Here is a 16277-nt window from a genome sequence, read left to right as displayed (position 1 = left end):
ATCTGTGGGGGTAAGTCGTATTCCGGGCGCAGTGGTGGGCGCGGGCGACGTACGCTGCGGACCATGAGAGGTCGTCCACTCCGCTTCACACCGCGCCGGGACGCCGGGTTGTACGGCTATGAGCGGGCGCTGGAGCACGCGGGTTTCAGCCCGGTGGCCGGTGTCGACGAGGCGGGCCGCGGGGCGTGCGCGGGGCCGCTGGTGGTCGGCGCGGTGATCCTGCCGAGCGGACGACGCGGACGGATCGAGGGGCTCACCGACTCCAAGCTGCTCACCCCGGCGCGACGCGAGGAGCTGTACGCCGAGATCGTCGAACGGGCCGTGGCGTGGAGCGCCGTGGTCATCCCGTGTCATGACGTCGACCGGCTGGGGGTGCACCGGTGCAATGTGACGGGGATGCGGCGCGCGCTGGCGGCCCTGGAGCGGCGGCCCGCGTACGTGCTGAGCGACGGGTTCGCCGTGCCCGGACTGGACGTTCCCGGGCTGGCGGTGATCAAGGGGGACCGGGTCGCGGCGTGCGTGGCGGCGGCCTCCATCGTGGCCAAGGTCACCCGGGACCGCCTCATGATCGATTTGCACGAGCGCTATCCCCGGTACGGCTTCGACGTGCACAAGGGGTACGTGACTCGCGATCATTCCGCGGCGCTGGCCAGGTACGGGCCGTGCCCGGAGCACCGGTTCTCCTTCGTCAACGTCGGGCGGGCCGTGCGCAACAATGGTGGGGAGGCCATGGGGGACGCCGGGTACGGCCCCGTGGGGGAGGTTCCCGGCGAAGGCCGGACGGAAGGGGCACGAGCGTGAGCGCCGAGGATCTCGAGAAGTACGAGACCGAGATGGAGCTGCAGCTCTATCGCGAGTACCGCGACGTCGTCGGCCTGTTCACCTACGTGGTGGAGACCGAGCGCAGGTTCTACCTCACCAACTCGGTCGATCTGCAGGTGCGCAGCTCCGACAACGGAGAGGTCTTCTTCGAGGTCACCATGCAGGACGCCTGGGTGTGGGACATGTATCGGCCCGCTCGCTTCGTCAAGAACGTCCGGGTTGTCACGTTTAAGGACGTCAACATCGAAGAACTCGCCAAGAGCGACTTCGAACTGCCCGCCGACCACTAGGGCCTGTCTCGAAGTGTGGTGAGTGGCGGCATGTCGCACGCCGGACGCAGTGAGGCATCGCGGCCGCGATCTGCGAACCGGCCGATCAGGCGGGCGGTCGGCGTCGGCGCGGCGTGCGCGGTGGCCGACCACCCGGGTTCGACGAGCTCGCCGTCCGCCACCAGGCCACCGTCCACATCGCCGCCATCAACGAACGGCTCTGGCCAACTTTGAAACACGCCCTAGCCGCACCGCCCGCAAACGATCTCCTGGTGAGTCGGGGGCGTCGGGTGCGGCGTGGATCGCGGCATCTGCTTCGGCTCCCCGACTCACACGCTGACACGCCGCCGGCCGAGACCAGCATGGTCGTGCCCGGCTGCGTTGCTGAGGACGGACGAACCGTCGAACGGGACGGGCGTTGCCGTCGTGGGGTGAAGAACGGCGACGGGGCGAAATCGGGCAGGTGGCGGGCGGAGAAGTCGGGTGGCGTGGTGATGACGGCGCTGTGCTCGCCGCGGCCGCGGTAACGCTCGCTGGTTGGGCGACGGGGCTGGAGCGCGGCGTTGAACGCCGGGCGCATGCTTTCGCGAGAGGTGACGATGGCGGCGGGGCGGCGGCGTCGCGGAGATCAGGGTCGGTGCTGGGTGGAGGGTTTTGGTGCTGGGCGGAGGGGTGGGGGCGTCGGGTGGCGGTCATTTCGGTTTCTTGGCGGCCTTGGTGAGGCGCCAGCCGGCGGCGCTGCGTTCGACGAAGCCCGCGGCGGCCAGAAGGCCGAGCTTGCCGTTGGCCGTGGCCAGGTCGACGCCCGCCTTGACGGCGATCTGCGCGGGGCCCGCGGCGCCTCGGCCGGGGAGGGCTTCCAGGACGGCGCGGGCGGTCGGCTCCAGGCGGTCGCGGGGCAGCACGGGGCCGGACGGGACGGGGGCCAGGTCGTCGCCGATACGGCCCACCGCCTCGACGACCTCTTCGGGCCGGGTGACCAGGAAGGCGGACGGGTCCTCCCGGAGTAGCCGGTGGCAGCCCACCGACGTCCGCGAGTCGATCGGGCCGGGCACCGCCATCAGGACGCGGCCCAGCCTGCGGGTCCACGCGGCGGTGCTGAGGGCCCCGCTGCGCGCCTCCGCCTCGACGACCACCGAGCCCCGGCACAGCGCGGCGATCACCCGGTTGCGGACGAGGAAGCGCAGGCGGTGCGGCTCCACCCCCGGAGGCGACTCGCTGATCAGCACCGCCCGCCGGGCGATCTCGGCGAACAGCCCGTCGTTGGACGCCGGATACGGCACGTCCACGCCGTTGGCCAGTACCGCGACCGTCGGGCCGTCGGCGGCCAGGGCGCCCCGGTGGGCGGCCGCGTCGATGCCGAGCGCGCCGCCCGAGACCACCGACCAGCCGCGTTCGGCCAGGTCGGTGGCGAACTCGGCGGCCACGCGCAGGCCGTAAGAGGACGCGGCGCGGGAGCCGACCACGGCCACCGAGCGCAGGCAGGCGTTGCGCAGGTCGCCCGGGCCGCGCAGCCACAGCGCGTACGGGCGCTCGCCGCCGAGGTCGTCCAGCGTGGTGGGCCATTCGGGGTCGCCGGGGCAGACCAGGCGCCCGCCCAGCCTGGCGCAGATCTCCAGATCGCGTTCGGGTTCCGCGGCGGCCGACCGGATCCGCCAGTGCCGCAGGCGGCCCGCCAGACGCTCGGACAGCAGGTCGCCGGGGACGTCCCCGGTGCGGATCGCCTCGACGGCCCCGGCCGGGCCGAGGCGGTCGACGATGCGGTTCAGCAGCGCGTCGCCGGGCTCGGCGATGGCGGTCAGGGCGGCCCTGGCCAGGCGTTCGCCGGTCATGTCCGCCTCCATGTCCACAGGGCGAGCGCGCCGCCGACGTCGTCCGGGGAGGGCTGATCGCGGCCGACCAGGTCGGCGATCGTCCAGGCGACCCGCAAGACGCGGTCGAGACCGCGGGCGCTGAGCGTGCCGTTCTGCAGGGCCTCGTCGGCGGCGTGCATCGCCTCCGGTTCGGGGAGGAAGCGCCGGCGCAGCTCGGGGCCGGGAATCTCGGCGTTGCACCGCCAGGGGGTGTCGGCCAGGCGTTTGCGCGCCCGGTCGCGGGCCTCCTGCACGCGCTCGGCGACGACCTGGCTGGACTCGGCGAACTCCAGGTCGTACCGCAGTTCGGCGCGGCTGGCGGGGACCAGTTCCAGCTTCAGGTCGATGCGGTCGAGCAGCGGCCCGGAGATCTTGGATAGGTATTTGCGCCGGACGCCGGGGGCACAGGAGCAGTCGATCGACTTGGCCGCCGCGCACGGGCACGGGTTGGCGGCCAGGACGAGCGTGAACCGGGCGGGGAAGGTCGCCGTCCCCTCCGTGCGGGAGATCCGTACGGAGCCCTCCTCCAGCGGCTGCCGTAGTGCGTCCAGAACGCCGCTTTGGAACTCGGGTGCCTCGTCCAGGAACAGGATGCCGCGGTGGGCCAGGGACACCGCGCCGGGTTGCAGCGTCCGGCCGGAACCGCCGCCGACCATGGCCGGGCGGGTGGCGGTGTGGTGGGGCGCGTAGAACGGGGGACGGGTGATCAGCGGCTGGTCGGGCGGCAGGGTCCCGGCGACGGAGTGCAGCGCGGTGACCTCCAGCGCCTCTTCCGGCTCCAGCGGGGGCATCAGGGTGGGGAGGCGCTCGGCGAGCATGGTCTTGCCGCACCCGGGAGGGCCGCTGAAGTAGAGGTGGTGACCGCCGGCCGCGCTGATCTCCAGGGCGCGGCGGGCCTCGGCCTGGCCGCGCACGTCCGCCAGGTCGACCCCGGTGCCGTTGGCCTGGCCGCCGAGGGTGAGCCCTTCGGGAGCGGTGCGGACGGGGAGCGGGTCGTCTTCCTCCTCGATCGGCGGCGGCTCGTCGCGCAGCAGGCACAGCAGCCCGCGCAGCGTCCGCGCCGGTATCACCTGCAGGTCGGGGACGAGTTCCGCCTCGGCGGCGTTGGCCTGCGGGACGACCACAGTGCGGCAGCCGGCGTGCGCGGCGGCCAGTGCCGCGGGCAGCACGCCCGGGATGGAGCGGATCCGGCCATCCAGCCCGAGCTCCCCGACCATCACCAGCCCCGCGCAGGACCGCGGCGGTACCGCCTCGGCGGCCGCCAGCAGCGCGACCGCGATGGCCAAGTCGAAGGTCGAGCCCCGTTTCGGCAGACTGGCCGGGAAGAGGGACACCGTGACGTGCCGGTTGGGCCAGTCCTCGCCGGAGTTGAAGATGGCCGCCCGGACGCGGTCGCGTGCCTCGTTGAGCGCGGCGTCCGGCAGCCCCACCAGGTGCAGGCCGGGAACGCCGCTGGTGATGGCCGCCTCGACGTCGATGACGAAACCGTCCACGCCGACCAGCGACACGGACCGGGTCCTGGCGAGCGTCACCTCAGCACACCCCCTTCATGTGCTCGACGGAGAACCCGCAGCTCTCGGCGCGGTAGCCCCCTGGGACGGGGGCGGCCGTGCGCCTGTGGCGCGCGTTGTACCCGCCGGCACCGGCGGCGAGCCCGAACAGCCCGGCCACCACTCGGGCGACCCAGGAAACGCCCCTGCGGCGGGCCCCCGCCAAGGGCGGGGGACCGGGGATCAGGCCGAGGACGTCGATGCGGACGTCGGAGCCGCGGACCCGGTGTGCGGCCGCCCACCGGCCGGCCAGCCGCCGCAACCGGGCGGCCTTGTCGGGCGTGATCGCCTCCAGCGGCGTGCCGTAGGCCGCCGAGCTGCGGGTCTTCACCTCGCAGACGACGGGGCGCCCGCCGTCATGGGCGACGATGTCCAGCTCGCCCTCCGAGCACCTCCAGTTGCGGTCGAGGATCGTCCAGCCCAGACCGACCAGGTAGGCCGCTGCGGCCTGCTCGCCGCGGCGGCCGAGGGTCGCGTTGTCGTTCATGGTTCACCTCCGTGCATCAACGGTGACGCCGCGTCACGACAAGCAAAAGGCGAACCGGATTCTGTGGATAACTCCGAACTGTGATCTTCAAAGTGCCGGCGGATGCTTGCCTTCCCGGCCTGCGTGGCGCAGCGTGCAGGCTGTGAACGCCGACGACGACACCCCCCGGCCGCCCGCCGTCCCGCGCGAGGTGCTGGCGGAGTTCGAGCGGCATCTGCGCTCCGAACGAGGAGTGTCGCCGCACACGCTGCGCGCCTACCTCGGCGACATCCGAGACCTCTGCCGTTACGCCGCCGAGGTCGGGGCGGCGGGGGTGGAGGCGCTCGACGTCGCCGTCCTGCGCGCCTGGCTGGCCAGGCAGCACGCCGCCGGCCGATCCCGGGCGACCCTGGCCCGTCGCACCGCCGCCGCGCGGACCTTCACCGCCTACCTGTTCCGGCGGGGCCTCATACCGGACGACCCGGGGCTGCTCCTCGGCACCCCCAAACGGCTGCGCGACCTTCCCACCGTGCTGGCGCAGGACCAGGCCGCCCGCCTGCTGGACGGCATCGACGCGGAAGGGCCCCTGGGGCTGCGCGACCGTGCCGTTCTGGAGGTGCTGTACGCCACGGGCGTGCGCGTCAGCGAACTGTGCGGCCTCGACGTCGACGACCTGGACGCCGAGCGCCAGACCGTGCGCGTCCTGGGCAAGGGCGGCAAGGAGCGCACGGTGCCGATGGGCGCCCCTGCCGCGCGCGCCGTGCAGGACTGGCTCCGCCGCGGCCGTCCGGAACTGGCGACCGAGCGCAGCGGCCCGGCACTTTTCCTCGGCGCGCGCGGGGGCCGCCTGCACCCCACCAGCGCACGACGGATCGTGCACACGCGCATCGCCGAGGTGGGCGACATGCCGGATCTCAGCCCCCACGGCCTGCGCCACAGCGCCGCCACACACCTGCTGGAAGGCGGCGCCGACCTGCGCAGCGTCCAGGAGATGCTCGGGCACGCCTCCCTGCAGACCACGCAGATCTACACCCAGGTCTCCATCGAACGCCTCAAACAGGTCCACCGCCGCGCCCACCCCCGTGGCGCCGGATAGCGTCCGGCGCCACGGGTCCCCGCGTTGCCGTCGCCTGCACCTACGGGCCCGGCCCGGTGCCAAAGGTCAGGGGGCGCGGCGTTGTCGGCGTTCCCTGGCCAGGTCGATGACGCCGGGTGGCGGGCGTCGTGCGGACGGACGGGAGCGCGTGTGGCGCCAGGCCAGGCTCAGCAGGAACGTCAGCAGCATCCCCACCAGTGCCCCACCGCCCGCCGTTGTGGCGGCCCGCAGGTCCAAGCCGGAGGAGGCGGGCGTCTCCCGCGAGGGCGACGGTTTCGGCTGGGGACGCGGCTCCCAGTAGGGCAGGAGGCGGACCTTCGGCCGCACCAGGCGAAGAGGGTCGAGATAAACCGAGCCCTGGATCAGGCCCCAGTGCAGGCATGTGACCGGGCAGTGCGGCCAGGTCGCCTCCACGGTGCCTATGTGGGTGCCGGGGTTCACATGGCGTCCTCGGCGGACGGCGGGGCGCACCGGCAGATACGTCGTGCGCAGCGCACCGTGGGTGACGGCCACGACGCCCTTGCCCGCGAGGCGCCCCGCATAGGAGACGCGGCCTGCGGCGGACGCGTACACCGGTTCGCCCGGACGGGCCGCGAGGTCGACGCCCCGATGACCCGCGCTCCAGGGGGACGGCGGCGGAGAGAACGCCCGCAGCACCTTGGGGGCGGGTGGCCCTAACGGCCAACGCCAATGGAGTGACGGCGCGGAGGGGGCCTCCCGCCAGGGCGCCGGCGTCGAGGCAAGGGAGCGTGGCGTCGAGGCAAGGGAGCGTGGCGTCGAGGTGAGGGAGCGTGGCGTCGAGGTGAGGGAGCGTGGCGTCGAGGTGAGGGAGTTGGCCGGGACCGGACGGCCGGGGGCGGGCCCCGGCCGCGACGGGCCGGTGGAGCCGGAAGACGCCGGATGGCCCGGGGCGTTCGAGGTGACCGCGTCCACGAGAGACGGGCTGGCGGGAAGGGAGACGGCCGCCAGGGTGGTGCAAGCGAGGAGGATGGTGAGTACGCTCATGTGCGGCAGCCTGCTCCCCTCCGTCTTACGGTCGCCAGACCCGGTAGCGCATGTGGATAACCGCCGCGAGCCGAGGGCCGCCGCTGCGGCCCGTTCCACCCGTGCGCTGCACATCCCGTAGACTGGGGCAACGGTCGTGTGGGTGCTCACCCGGACGGCCGAATTCACGCGCCCGCCGATCACCCGGCTTGATCGCGGTGGGGCACAGCCGCTCGGTCCGTCATGCGTTGGCGGCGAGGCAGTGTCGCGGGCGCAGGCGGACAACCGAGACGTGGCCCGGAAACGACCGGGCCGGACAGGAGATCACGGGCCATGGCACCCGTCGTCACCATGCGGCAGCTGCTCGAAAGCGGCGTTCACTTCGGCCACCAGACCCGCCGGTGGAACCCGAAGATGAAGCGCTTCATCTTCACCGAGCGCAACGGCATCTACATCATCGACCTGCAGCAGTCCCTGTCGTACATCGACCGCGCCTACGAGTTCGTCAAGGCGACGGTCGCGCACGGCGGCACGATTCTGTTCGTCGGCACCAAGAAGCAGGCCCAGGAGGCCATCGCCGAGCAGGCCACGCGGGTCGGCATGCCCTACGTCAACCAGCGCTGGCTGGGCGGCATGCTCACCAACTTCTCCACCGTCCACAAGCGGCTCACCCGGCTCAAGGAGCTGGAGGAGATCAACTACGACGACGTGGCCGGCTCCGGCATGACCAAGAAGGAGCTGCTGGGCCTGCGCCGCGAGAAGGACAAGCTGGAGCGCACGCTCGGCGGTATCCGCGACATGGCCAAGGTGCCCAGCGCCGTGTGGGTCGTGGACACCAAGAAGGAGCACATCGCCGTCAACGAGGCCAAGAAGCTCGGCATCCCGGTGGTGGCGATCCTCGACACCAACTGCGACCCCGACGAGGTCGACTACCCGATCCCCGGCAACGACGACGCCATCCGCAGCGTCAGCCTGCTGACCCGCGTCGTCGCCGACGCGGTCGCCGACGGGCTCATGGCGCGCGCCGGAGCCGCCTCCGGCGGGGACGAGAAGCCGGCCGAGGGCGGCGCCGCCGCCGAGCCGCTGGCCGAATGGGAGCGCGAGCTGCTGCAGAGCGGCCAGACCCCGGCCGCCGAGGCCGCGCCCAAGGAGAGCGGGCCCGCCGCCGACGCCGCCCCCGCCGAGGGCAAGGACAGCGGGGCCGCGGGAGCCTGACGACCGGGGGCTCCGGGGGCGCCCCCGACGGCGGCCCCCGGAGCCCGGTCTCCACCCCAAGCCTTACGTGCCACGACGACAGAGACGAAAAGAGCGATGGCGAACTTCACCGCCGCTGACGTCAAGCGGCTCCGCGAGCTGACCGGCTCGGGCATGATGGCCTGTAAGAACGCCCTGACCGAGGCCGAGGGCGACTTCGACAAGGCCGTGGAGATCCTGCGGCTCAAGGGCGCCAAGGACGTCGGCAAGCGCGCCGAGCGCACCGCCGCCAACGGCCTGGTCGCCGAGCACTTCAACGGCACCGGCGACGGCGCGATCCTCGAACTGAAGTGCGAGACCGACTTCGTCGCCAAGAACGCCGAGTTCATCGAGCTGGCGAACCGCATCGTCGAGTTCGCCGCGGACAGCGACGTCACCGACACCGAGGGCCTGCTGGCGGCCGAGATCGAGCCGGGCAAGACCGTCGAGGCGCTGATCCAGGAGGCCAGCGCCAAGATCGGCGAGAAGCTGGAGCTGGGCCGCTACGCCCACTTCACCGGCGCCTACGTGGCCAGCTACCTGCACAAGTCCGACCCGTCCCTGCCGCCGACCACCGGCGTGCTGGTCGAGCTGGACACCGAGAACGCCGAGGTCGCCAAGGACATCGCCCAGCAGATCGCGGCGATGGCGCCCAAGTACCTCACCCGCGACGACATCCCGGCCGACGTCATCGCCAAGGAGCGCGAGCTGGCCGAGCGGCTGACCCGCGAGGAAGGCAAGCCCGAGAAGGCCATCCCGAAGATCGTCGAGGGCCGGGTCAACGCCTACTTCCGCGACTTCGTCCTGGTCGAGCAGGCGTTCGTCAAGGACAACAAGAAGACCATCGCCAAGGTCCTCGACGAGGCCGGGGTCAAGGTCAAGCGGTTCGCCCGCTTCAAGGTCGGGCAGGCCTGACACCCAGCCCGGACGAGGCCGCGGCAACCGGGTGAGCCGGTGCCGGGCATGGGGGCGCCCCACACGGCGCCGCCCGCGGCCGTCCGGCACCGGCGTCGCGGCACAGGCTCGGATCCGGCCGGACGATGGCAGCGCGTTCCGGCCCGGATCCGGTCAGCCGGTCCGGCAGGACGGGCGGACGAGAGCGACGGGCAAGGCGGCAGCCCTGGACGCGCCCGCCGCCCGGCCCGAGCCGTGACCGGGCACGCAACCTGGGCCAGGGCCTGCTCACTACGGGACGTCCGCAGAAGCTACCGTGGGGCTCAGGGGCTACCGTGTGGGCTGACAAGGGCCTACGAGGGGCTCACACGAGGGCGCAGCAGACTCGGGGAGAGCCGCCGGCGAACAGGTACCTGCCCGCCGGGGAGCCGCCCCGAATCGGGGAACGTCCTGAAAGCCTGCGGGGCAGGCATGCCGGCACAATCCAGCAGACGCCGTATCGAGGAGGCCGCCGACGTGCAGGAGACATCGACAACTGACACGACGGCGGCCTCGTCGTCTACCGCCCGCCCGCACCGCGCCGGGTGGGAGCGGGTGCTGCTGAAGCTGTCCGGCGAGGCGTTCGCCGGCGCCGACCCCCTCGGCATCGACCCCGTCGTCGTGCAGCACGTCGCCGAGGGCGTGGCCGAGGCGGTGCGCGAAGGAGTCCAGGTCGCCGTGGTGTGCGGCGGCGGCAACATGTTCCGCGGCGCAGCGCTCGCCGAGCGGGGCATGGACCGGGCGCGCGCCGACTACATGGGCATGATGGGCACGGTCATCAACTGCCTGGCCCTGCAGGACTTCCTGGAGAAGATCGGCCTGGACACCCGGGTGCAGACCGCGATCACCATGAGCCAGGTCGCCGAGCCGTACATCCCGCGGCGCGCCATCCGCCACCTGGAAAAGGGCCGCGTGGTCATCTTCGGGGCCGGGCTGGGCCAGCCGTTCTTCTCCACCGACACCACCGCCGCCCAGCGAGCGCTGGAAATCGGCGCCGACGCGGTGCTGAAGGCCACGCAGGTGGACGGCGTGTACGACACCGACCCGCGCAAGAACCCGGACGCGGTCAAATTCGACCGGCTGGACTACGGTGAGGTGCTCCAGCGGGGCCTGAAGGTCATGGACGCCACGGCCATCAGCCTCTGCATGGACAACGCGCTGCCCATCGTCGTCTTCGACCTGATGGGCCAGGGCAACATCGTCCGGGCCGTCCGGGGTGAGAAGATCGGCACGCTGGTCTCCCGGGCGGACGGCTGACACGGCCGGGACGCGGCGCGCCGGGCGCCGGGCCGCCGGGTCGGCCCGGCCGCGGAGGCACCGCCGCGGCCCGGACGGCGGCGTCCGGTTCCGGGGAAGCGGCGGCTCCGTGGTCCCGGGGACTCCGGGATCAGGGGACAATGGCAAGGTGGCAAGGGCCGACTAGGTGACATGGGAGTCGAAGTGATCGACGAGACCCTCCTCGAAGCCGAGGAGAAGATGGAAAAGGCGGTCGCGGTCGCCAAGGAGGACTTCCAGGCCATCCGCACCGGCCGCGTCACTCCCGCCATGTTCAACAAGATCACCGCGGAGTACTACGGGACGCCGACGCCGATCAACCAGCTGGCGTCGTTCCGGCTGCCCGAGCCCCGCATGGTCATCGTCGAGGTCTTCGACCGAAGCTCCATGAACGCGGTGGAGAAGGCGATCCGGGACAGCGACCTGGGGGTCAACCCCACCAACGACGGCAAGGTCATCCGGGTGGTCTTCCCCGAACTGTCGGAGGAGCGGCGGCGCGAGTTCATCAAGGTCGCCGGGAGCAAGGCGGAGGAGGGCCGGGTGGCCATCCGCAACATCCGCCGCCGAGCCAAGGAGACCCTCGACAAGCTGGCCAAGGACGGCGAGGCGGGCGAGGACGAGGTCCGGCGCGCCGAGAAGGAGCTCGACGACGTCACGCACCGCTACGTGGCGCAGATCGACGAGCTGCTTGAGCACAAGAAGGCGGAGCTGCTCGAGGTTTGATGGAGCTGCACGAGACCGGAGAGCCGTCGGGCTCACCGGCTGAGGCCCGCGCATCCTCCGGTCCCTCCGGTTCCGCGGAGGGCGCGTCCTCGCCGGGCCGCGCGGGGGACGCGCACTCCCCCGGGCCTCCCGGCGACGCGTCGGCCCCGGCCGCCCCGGGGGACGCGCCCGCGCCGAAGAGGAAGCTCGGCCGCAACCTGCCCGTCGCCGTCGGCGTGGGCGTGCTGCTCGGCGCCCTGGTGCTGGGGTCCCTGTACACGGTCAAGGAGATCTTCCTCGGCGTCCTGGCCGCCTTCCTGCTAGTCGGGCTGCACGAGCTGAACGGGGCGTTCGCCACGCGCGGCATCCGCGCTCCGCTCATCCCGGCGGCCGCCGGGACGGTCGCCACCGCCGCGGCGTCGTACGCGTGGGGGCCGACGGGCCTGGTGGCCGCCGCCGCGTTGACCATCCTCGGCGTGCTCGTGTGGCAGATGCCCCAGGGCGCCGACGGGTACGTGCGCGACGCCGCCGCCGGGCTCTTCATGGTCGGCTACCTGGGGGTCATGGGCGGCATCGCCGCGCTGCTGCTGCGGCCGGGCGACGGCGACGACCGCATCGTGGTGTTCATAGCGGTCACCGTCGCCAGCGACATCGGCGGGTTCTTCGCGGGGTCGTTCTTCGGCAGGCACAAGCTGGCGCCGTCCATCAGCCCCAAGAAGACCTGGGAGGGCGTCACCGGCTCGGCCGCCGCCTGCATGGCGGTGGGCGCGTGGCTGGTGTGGTGGCTGCTGGACGGGCAGCTGTGGCAGGGGGCCGTCATCGGCGCCGCCGCCGTCGTCACCGCCACGGTGGGCGACCTCGTCGAGTCGATGATCAAACGGGATCTCGGCATCAAGGACATGGGGACGCTGCTGCCCGAGCACGGCGGCGTCATGGACCGCCTCGACTCCCTGATCGCCACGCTTCCCGTAGCGTGGCTGCTGCTGGAACTCTTCGTCCCCGCGACGTAGGCGGGGCGCGCGCACCGGTGAACGCCCCGCAGGGCGCCGCACCGGTGCGGACGCCTAGGAGACGACCCAGGAACGGCCCTGCTGCGCCAGACGGCGAACCAGGGCGTCAGAGCCCTCGTTCTTGGCGTAGCGGTGCTCCTCTGCGGTGATGGGCACCAGCCACAGCCACCGCACGTGGTCGCCGCCGACGGACAGGCCCGTCAGACCGGGGGGAACCGGCCCTGCGAGACGGCTCGGGTCCTCCAGCAGCAGCACGCCCTCCCAATGGGAGCCCCCGGTGTTGAGGGGGAACGTGTGCGCCTCGTGGTACCACTTCACCACGTCGCCGGGGGCGAACCACGTGACCGACCGCCACGGGTACTGCGACAGCCACGGGAAGATGCTGCCGGCGCGCTGGCTGGGCAGGGTCGTGGCGACGGCCAGTTCGATGCGGCTGTGCGGCGAGACGTCGTCCTCGTACAGCTCGACGGTGGGCATCCGCTGGCGGCTCATGCCGACGGTGCTGAGCACGGTGAAGTCGCGGCCCTCCTGGGCGGGCCGCTCGGAGACGCCGACCGTGGGCGCCACGCCGCTGCGGCCTCCGGGGTGCTGGCGGCCGACGTCGTGCCAGTAGTGGCCGCCCGGGCCGAGGCGTTGCAGCAGGTGCCCGAGGACCGACTGCTGGAAGTCCGCCCAGGAGCCGTCCTTGGCGCAGACCTCCCAGTGCTCTCGCGCGCGCTCGACGCGGGGTGCGAACTCGTCGATCTCGTCGTCGAGGGGGAAGGCGAAGGGGCTCTGCCGTTTCACGTCCCGGCTGTAGCCGGGGATGCCCCGGCTCATGTCGGACCAGCCCGGGATGACGCACAGCGGTTCCCCCGCTTCGAGGACGGCGACCCCGTCGCCCTCCTCGAACCACACGACCTCCAGGGAGCCGGCCTGCACGGGCTCACGGCCGTCGGGGTGGCGCACATGCGAGGCGGGCATGAGCGGCGCCAGCCCCGCCTCCACCCGGGCCCGATCCTGCTCGACGGGCGCCGCCTGATGGTTGGCGATCCACGCGGCCCCGACCACGCCGCCGCGGACGTCCTTGAGGTACGCGGCGGTGACCACCCCGTCGGACTCGATGACGAGCCGGCGGCTCCCGTAGGGGCTGACCTCGGACAGGACGGTCGACGCGGCTGTAGAGGACCCCCTGCGCAATACCGACATGATCGAGACCTTAGCCGCAGACAGGGCCGTGCGCAGGCATGTCGCGCTCATGGACGCCGCCGCGTTCCCGGAGGCGACGGCGGTCGGGGCATGCGGCGGGGTTTGCGACACTGGGAACATCATGTCTGCCACCGCCGAACCAGCCACCACCGGGGCCGCCGGGAAGAAGGCGCCGCCCAAGCTCGTCTTCGCGGCGCCCCGCAGGGCCAAGCCGCCGCGCCACCTGGCCGACCTCACCCCGGCCGAACGCCGGGAGGCGGTCGCCGCGCTGGGAGAGAAGCCCTTCCGGGCCGACCAGCTGTCCCGCCACTACTTCGCGCGCCTGGTCGATGACCCCGCGCAGATGACCGACCTGCCCGCGGCCGTGCGCGAGCGGCTCACGGCGGAACTGCTGCCCACCCTGATCACCCCCGTACGGCAGCTGTCGTGCGACGGCGGCACCACGCTGAAGACGGTGTGGCGGGCCTTCGACGGCGCGCTGTTCGAGTCGGTGCTGATGCGCTACCCCGACCGGGCCACCATGTGCGTGTCGTCCCAGGCGGGCTGCGGCATGAACTGCCCGTTCTGCGCCACCGGCCAGGCGGGGCTGACCCGCAACCTGTCCACGGCCGAGATCGTCGAGCAGGTCACGGCGGGCGCGCGCGCCATGGCGTCCGGGCGGATTCCAGGGGGCCCGGGGCGCGTCTCCAACATCGTCTTCATGGGCATGGGGGAGCCCCTGGCCAACTACAAGGCGGTTCTGGGGGCCATCCGGCGCATCACCGACCCGAGCCCGCGCGGGCTGGGCATCTCCCAGCGCGCGGTCACCGTCTCCACGGTCGGGCTCGTCCCCGCCATGGAGAAGCTGGCCGCCGAGGACCTGTCCGTGCGGCTCGCGGTGTCACTGCACGCGCCCGACGACGAGCTGCGCGACGAGCTCGTCCCCATCAACAACCGGTGGAAGGTGCGGGAGGTCCTGGACGCGGCGTGGGCGTACGCCGACCGCACGGGGCGCCGCGTCTCCATCGAGTACGCCCTGATCAAGGACGTCAACGACCAGGCGTGGCGGGCGGATCTCCTCGGCAGGCTCTTGCGCGGCCACCTCGTACACGTCAATCTGATCCCGTTGAACCCCACGCCGGGATCCAAGTGGACCGCCTCCCGGCCCCGGGACGAGCGCGAGTTCGTCCGCAGGCTGGAAGCGCACGGGGTGCCGGTCACGGTTCGCGACACTCGGGGGAGGGAGATCGACGGTGCCTGCGGCCAGCTGGCCGCGACCACCGCGAAGTAGCGGGCCGGAAGGGACGTTCCGCGGCGTCCGGGCCTCGGGCGAGGCGGGCGCCGCCCCGGACGGCACGCGCGCAAGGCTGAGGAGTCCGGTGCCGTGAGGACGGGGACGCGCCTGCCGGTGGCGCTGCGCGGTTACGACCGCGCCCAGGTCGACGGGTTGCTGCGCAGGATCGGCGACGCGCTGCGGGGCGGCACCGCGGTGACCGCCGACGAGGTGCGCCGGACCCGGTTCGACGTCGTCCTGCGCGGTTACCAGCCGCGCGCGGTGGACGAGCTGCTGCGCGAATGCGTCCTGGAACTGCAGGCCGCCGCGCCCCTCGGCCGGCGCCCCCGGCGGCCCCGGGTGCACCCCGGATGGCTGATCAGCTGGATCCAGAACGCCCGGTTCTCCGGCTCGGGCGTGCGCGCGGGGTACGACGTGCGGGACGTGGACGCCTTCCTGGACCGCGTCATCGACGGGCTGCGCGGCACCGCTGCGCCGGTGACCGCCCGCGACGTCCGGGAGAGCGCGTTCCGCGTCGTCCGCTTCGGGCCCGGCTACGACGAGCGCGAGGTCGACGAGTTCCTGGTCCAGCTCGCCGGTGCGCTCGAACCCCGCTGACAGAGTTATCCACAGTTTCCGGTTGCTCTGGTCAACGCCCGCCGGACGCGCGACGCTCGTGACATGGATCACTTCACCGCGCAGCGTCAGCGGCTGCGCTCCATGTTCGGCGTCTTCTTCGCCCCCGAGGTCGTCGCGGCGCTCCTGGCGCTGGTCCGGCCCGCGGTGCGGCTCGGCCCGGACGGCGAGACCGCGGTGCGGCTCGGCGGCACGCCCCGGCTCCCCGCCGGCGCACCGTGGCCGACCTGGAACGGCCGCCCCCTCGACTACCTCTGCACCATCGACTTCACCCGGCTGTCCGCGCTGGTGCCCCTCCCCGGCCTTCCCTCCGAAGGGCAGGTCGCCTTCTACTACGCCAGCGCCGTCCCACGCCCCTGGGGCGACGAGCCCGGCCAACGCGACGGCTGGCGCCTCTTCACCGGCGACCTCAGACGGGCCGAGCCGCCGGAGGGAGCGCTGACCTACCCGCCCTGCACCCTGCGTGCGGCGCCCCTGCTGTCCATTCCGGCGCCCCAGGAGCCCGTGCTGCGGCAGTTGGAGAACGCCTACAGCGGCACGCTCCCGGTGTACGAGCAGCTGTATGCGGCCTGGCTGCAGCACATCTGGCCGGACGACACGCCCGTCCACCAGATCGGCGGCTGGCCCGCGCTCGTCCAGCGCCCCCTCGGCTCAGACTGCCGCCGAGCCTTCGGCCAGGACCTCGGCGCCCCCGCGCCGCAGGACGGTGCCCAGAGCTGCACCCTGCTGCTCCAACTCGACTCGGACCCGCGCCTCGACTGGTACTGGGGCGACCCCGGCCGCGTCTACTTCTGCACCCACCAGGGCCAGCCCCTGCACCACGCATGGCTGACCCTCCAGGCGACTTGACTTCCTCCCCGCCTGAAGGCGGGGGTCCAACCGTCGCCGGTCGGCCTTCCTGCTTCACCGCCGGTCGCCTCGCCCGAGAGGACTCCCGATGAGGTCTTACACCAGCTCCACAGGCGTTTCAGCTCTCCGTCGGCCCAGCGGCGAGCACAGGCGGTGAAT

At 72.6% G+C, this 16277-nt stretch carries 16 protein-coding genes; 11 read left to right on the top strand and 5 right to left on the bottom strand.

Features of this window, described 5'->3' with window-relative positions; all coding sequences use genetic code 11:
- Nucleotides 1–63 precede the first annotated feature (63 nt).
- On the top strand, nucleotides 64–801 hold the full coding sequence (locus tag QSK22_RS07490; protein ID WP_285493258.1) for a ribonuclease HII: 738 nt from the start codon (nucleotides 64–66) through the stop codon (nucleotides 799–801).
- Entirely contained in the window at nucleotides 798–1112 is a 315-nt protein-coding gene (locus tag QSK22_RS07485) for a DUF2469 domain-containing protein (RefSeq protein ID WP_285493257.1), read from the top strand. The genes QSK22_RS07490 and QSK22_RS07485 overlap by 4 nt, the downstream gene beginning before the upstream one ends.
- Nucleotides 1113–1783: 671 nt before the next feature.
- On the opposite strand, the gene dprA is transcribed toward QSK22_RS07485, so the two are convergent.
- From dprA to QSK22_RS33695, 3 genes are read right to left on the bottom strand one after another with little or no spacing between them, the layout of a single operon-like run.
- Nucleotides 1784–2923, bottom strand: coding sequence for a DNA-processing protein DprA (dprA, locus tag QSK22_RS07480; protein ID WP_285493256.1), 1140 nt, complete (start codon nucleotides 2921–2923; stop codon nucleotides 1784–1786).
- Nucleotides 2920–4476 carry a YifB family Mg chelatase-like AAA ATPase gene (locus tag QSK22_RS07475; RefSeq protein WP_285493255.1) on the bottom strand — a complete coding sequence of 519 codons (1557 nt, stop codon included), beginning with the start codon at nucleotides 4474–4476 and terminating at the stop codon, nucleotides 2920–2922. Before QSK22_RS07475 ends, dprA begins: the two co-directional genes overlap by 4 nt.
- A gap of 1 nt (nucleotide 4477) precedes the next feature.
- Nucleotides 4478–4981 (bottom strand): YraN family protein, encoded by a 504-nt coding sequence (locus QSK22_RS33695; protein ID WP_352231419.1) that lies wholly within the window; start codon nucleotides 4979–4981, stop codon nucleotides 4478–4480.
- Nucleotides 4982–5123: 142 nt separating this feature from the next.
- Between QSK22_RS33695 and QSK22_RS07465 the strand changes: the two genes are divergently transcribed.
- Nucleotides 5124–6056 (top strand): tyrosine recombinase XerC, encoded by a 933-nt coding sequence (locus tag QSK22_RS07465; RefSeq protein WP_285493254.1) that lies wholly within the window; start codon nucleotides 5124–5126, stop codon nucleotides 6054–6056.
- Nucleotides 6057–6122: 66 nt separating this feature from the next.
- On the opposite strand, the gene QSK22_RS07460 is transcribed toward QSK22_RS07465, so the two are convergent.
- On the bottom strand, nucleotides 6123–7061 hold the full coding sequence (locus QSK22_RS07460; RefSeq protein ID WP_285493253.1) for a M23 family metallopeptidase: 939 nt from the start codon (nucleotides 7059–7061) through the stop codon (nucleotides 6123–6125).
- Between the two features lie 312 nt (nucleotides 7062–7373).
- Here QSK22_RS07460 and rpsB point away from each other — a divergent pair, with 312 nt between their 5' ends.
- From rpsB to QSK22_RS07435, 5 genes are all read left to right on the top strand, one after another.
- Nucleotides 7374–8255, top strand: a complete 882-nt coding sequence (gene rpsB / locus QSK22_RS07455; protein ID WP_285493252.1) for a 30S ribosomal protein S2 — start codon at nucleotides 7374–7376, stop codon at nucleotides 8253–8255.
- Between the two features lie 96 nt (nucleotides 8256–8351).
- The gene (gene tsf, locus QSK22_RS07450; RefSeq protein ID WP_285493251.1) at nucleotides 8352–9188 is read left to right on the top strand and encodes a translation elongation factor Ts; all 837 of its coding nucleotides are present in this window, start codon (nucleotides 8352–8354) and stop codon (nucleotides 9186–9188) included.
- A gap of 495 nt (nucleotides 9189–9683) precedes the next feature.
- Nucleotides 9684–10463 carry a UMP kinase gene (gene pyrH / locus QSK22_RS07445; protein WP_285493250.1) on the top strand — a complete coding sequence of 260 codons (780 nt, stop codon included), beginning with the start codon at nucleotides 9684–9686 and terminating at the stop codon, nucleotides 10461–10463.
- A 183-nt stretch (nucleotides 10464–10646) separates the two neighbouring features.
- Nucleotides 10647–11204, top strand: coding sequence for a ribosome recycling factor (frr, locus tag QSK22_RS07440; RefSeq protein WP_285493331.1), 558 nt, complete (start codon nucleotides 10647–10649; stop codon nucleotides 11202–11204).
- Nucleotides 11204–12193 (top strand): phosphatidate cytidylyltransferase, encoded by a 990-nt coding sequence (locus tag QSK22_RS07435; protein WP_285493249.1) that lies wholly within the window; start codon nucleotides 11204–11206, stop codon nucleotides 12191–12193. The genes frr and QSK22_RS07435 overlap by 1 nt, the downstream gene beginning before the upstream one ends.
- Before the next feature lie 54 nt (nucleotides 12194–12247).
- On the opposite strand, the gene QSK22_RS07430 is transcribed toward QSK22_RS07435, so the two are convergent.
- Entirely contained in the window at nucleotides 12248–13381 is a 1134-nt protein-coding gene (locus QSK22_RS07430; protein WP_285493248.1) for a suppressor of fused domain protein, read from the bottom strand.
- Between the two features lie 121 nt (nucleotides 13382–13502).
- Here QSK22_RS07430 and rlmN point away from each other — a divergent pair, with 121 nt between their 5' ends.
- The 3 genes from rlmN to QSK22_RS07415 all read left to right on the top strand — a co-directional run bounded on the left by rlmN (nucleotide 13503) and on the right by QSK22_RS07415 (nucleotide 16118).
- Nucleotides 13503–14651, top strand: coding sequence for a dual-specificity RNA methyltransferase RlmN (rlmN, locus tag QSK22_RS07425; protein ID WP_285493247.1), 1149 nt, complete (start codon nucleotides 13503–13505; stop codon nucleotides 14649–14651).
- Nucleotides 14652–14744: 93 nt separating this feature from the next.
- Nucleotides 14745–15251: a DivIVA domain-containing protein gene (locus QSK22_RS07420; RefSeq protein ID WP_285493246.1), complete on the top strand. Its 507-nt coding sequence runs from the start codon at nucleotides 14745–14747 to the stop codon at nucleotides 15249–15251.
- Between the two features lie 63 nt (nucleotides 15252–15314).
- Complete coding sequence (locus QSK22_RS07415; RefSeq protein WP_285493245.1) at nucleotides 15315–16118, top strand: DUF1963 domain-containing protein; 804 nt, start codon at nucleotides 15315–15317, stop codon at nucleotides 16116–16118.
- The last annotated feature ends 159 nt before the right edge of the window (nucleotides 16119–16277 follow it).

This window comes from Actinomadura sp. NBRC 104425 (assembly GCF_030269545.1).
GTDB lineage: Bacteria > Actinomycetota > Actinomycetes > Streptosporangiales > Streptosporangiaceae > Spirillospora > Spirillospora keratinilytica.
This window is presented reverse-complemented; position numbering and strand designations above follow the sequence as displayed.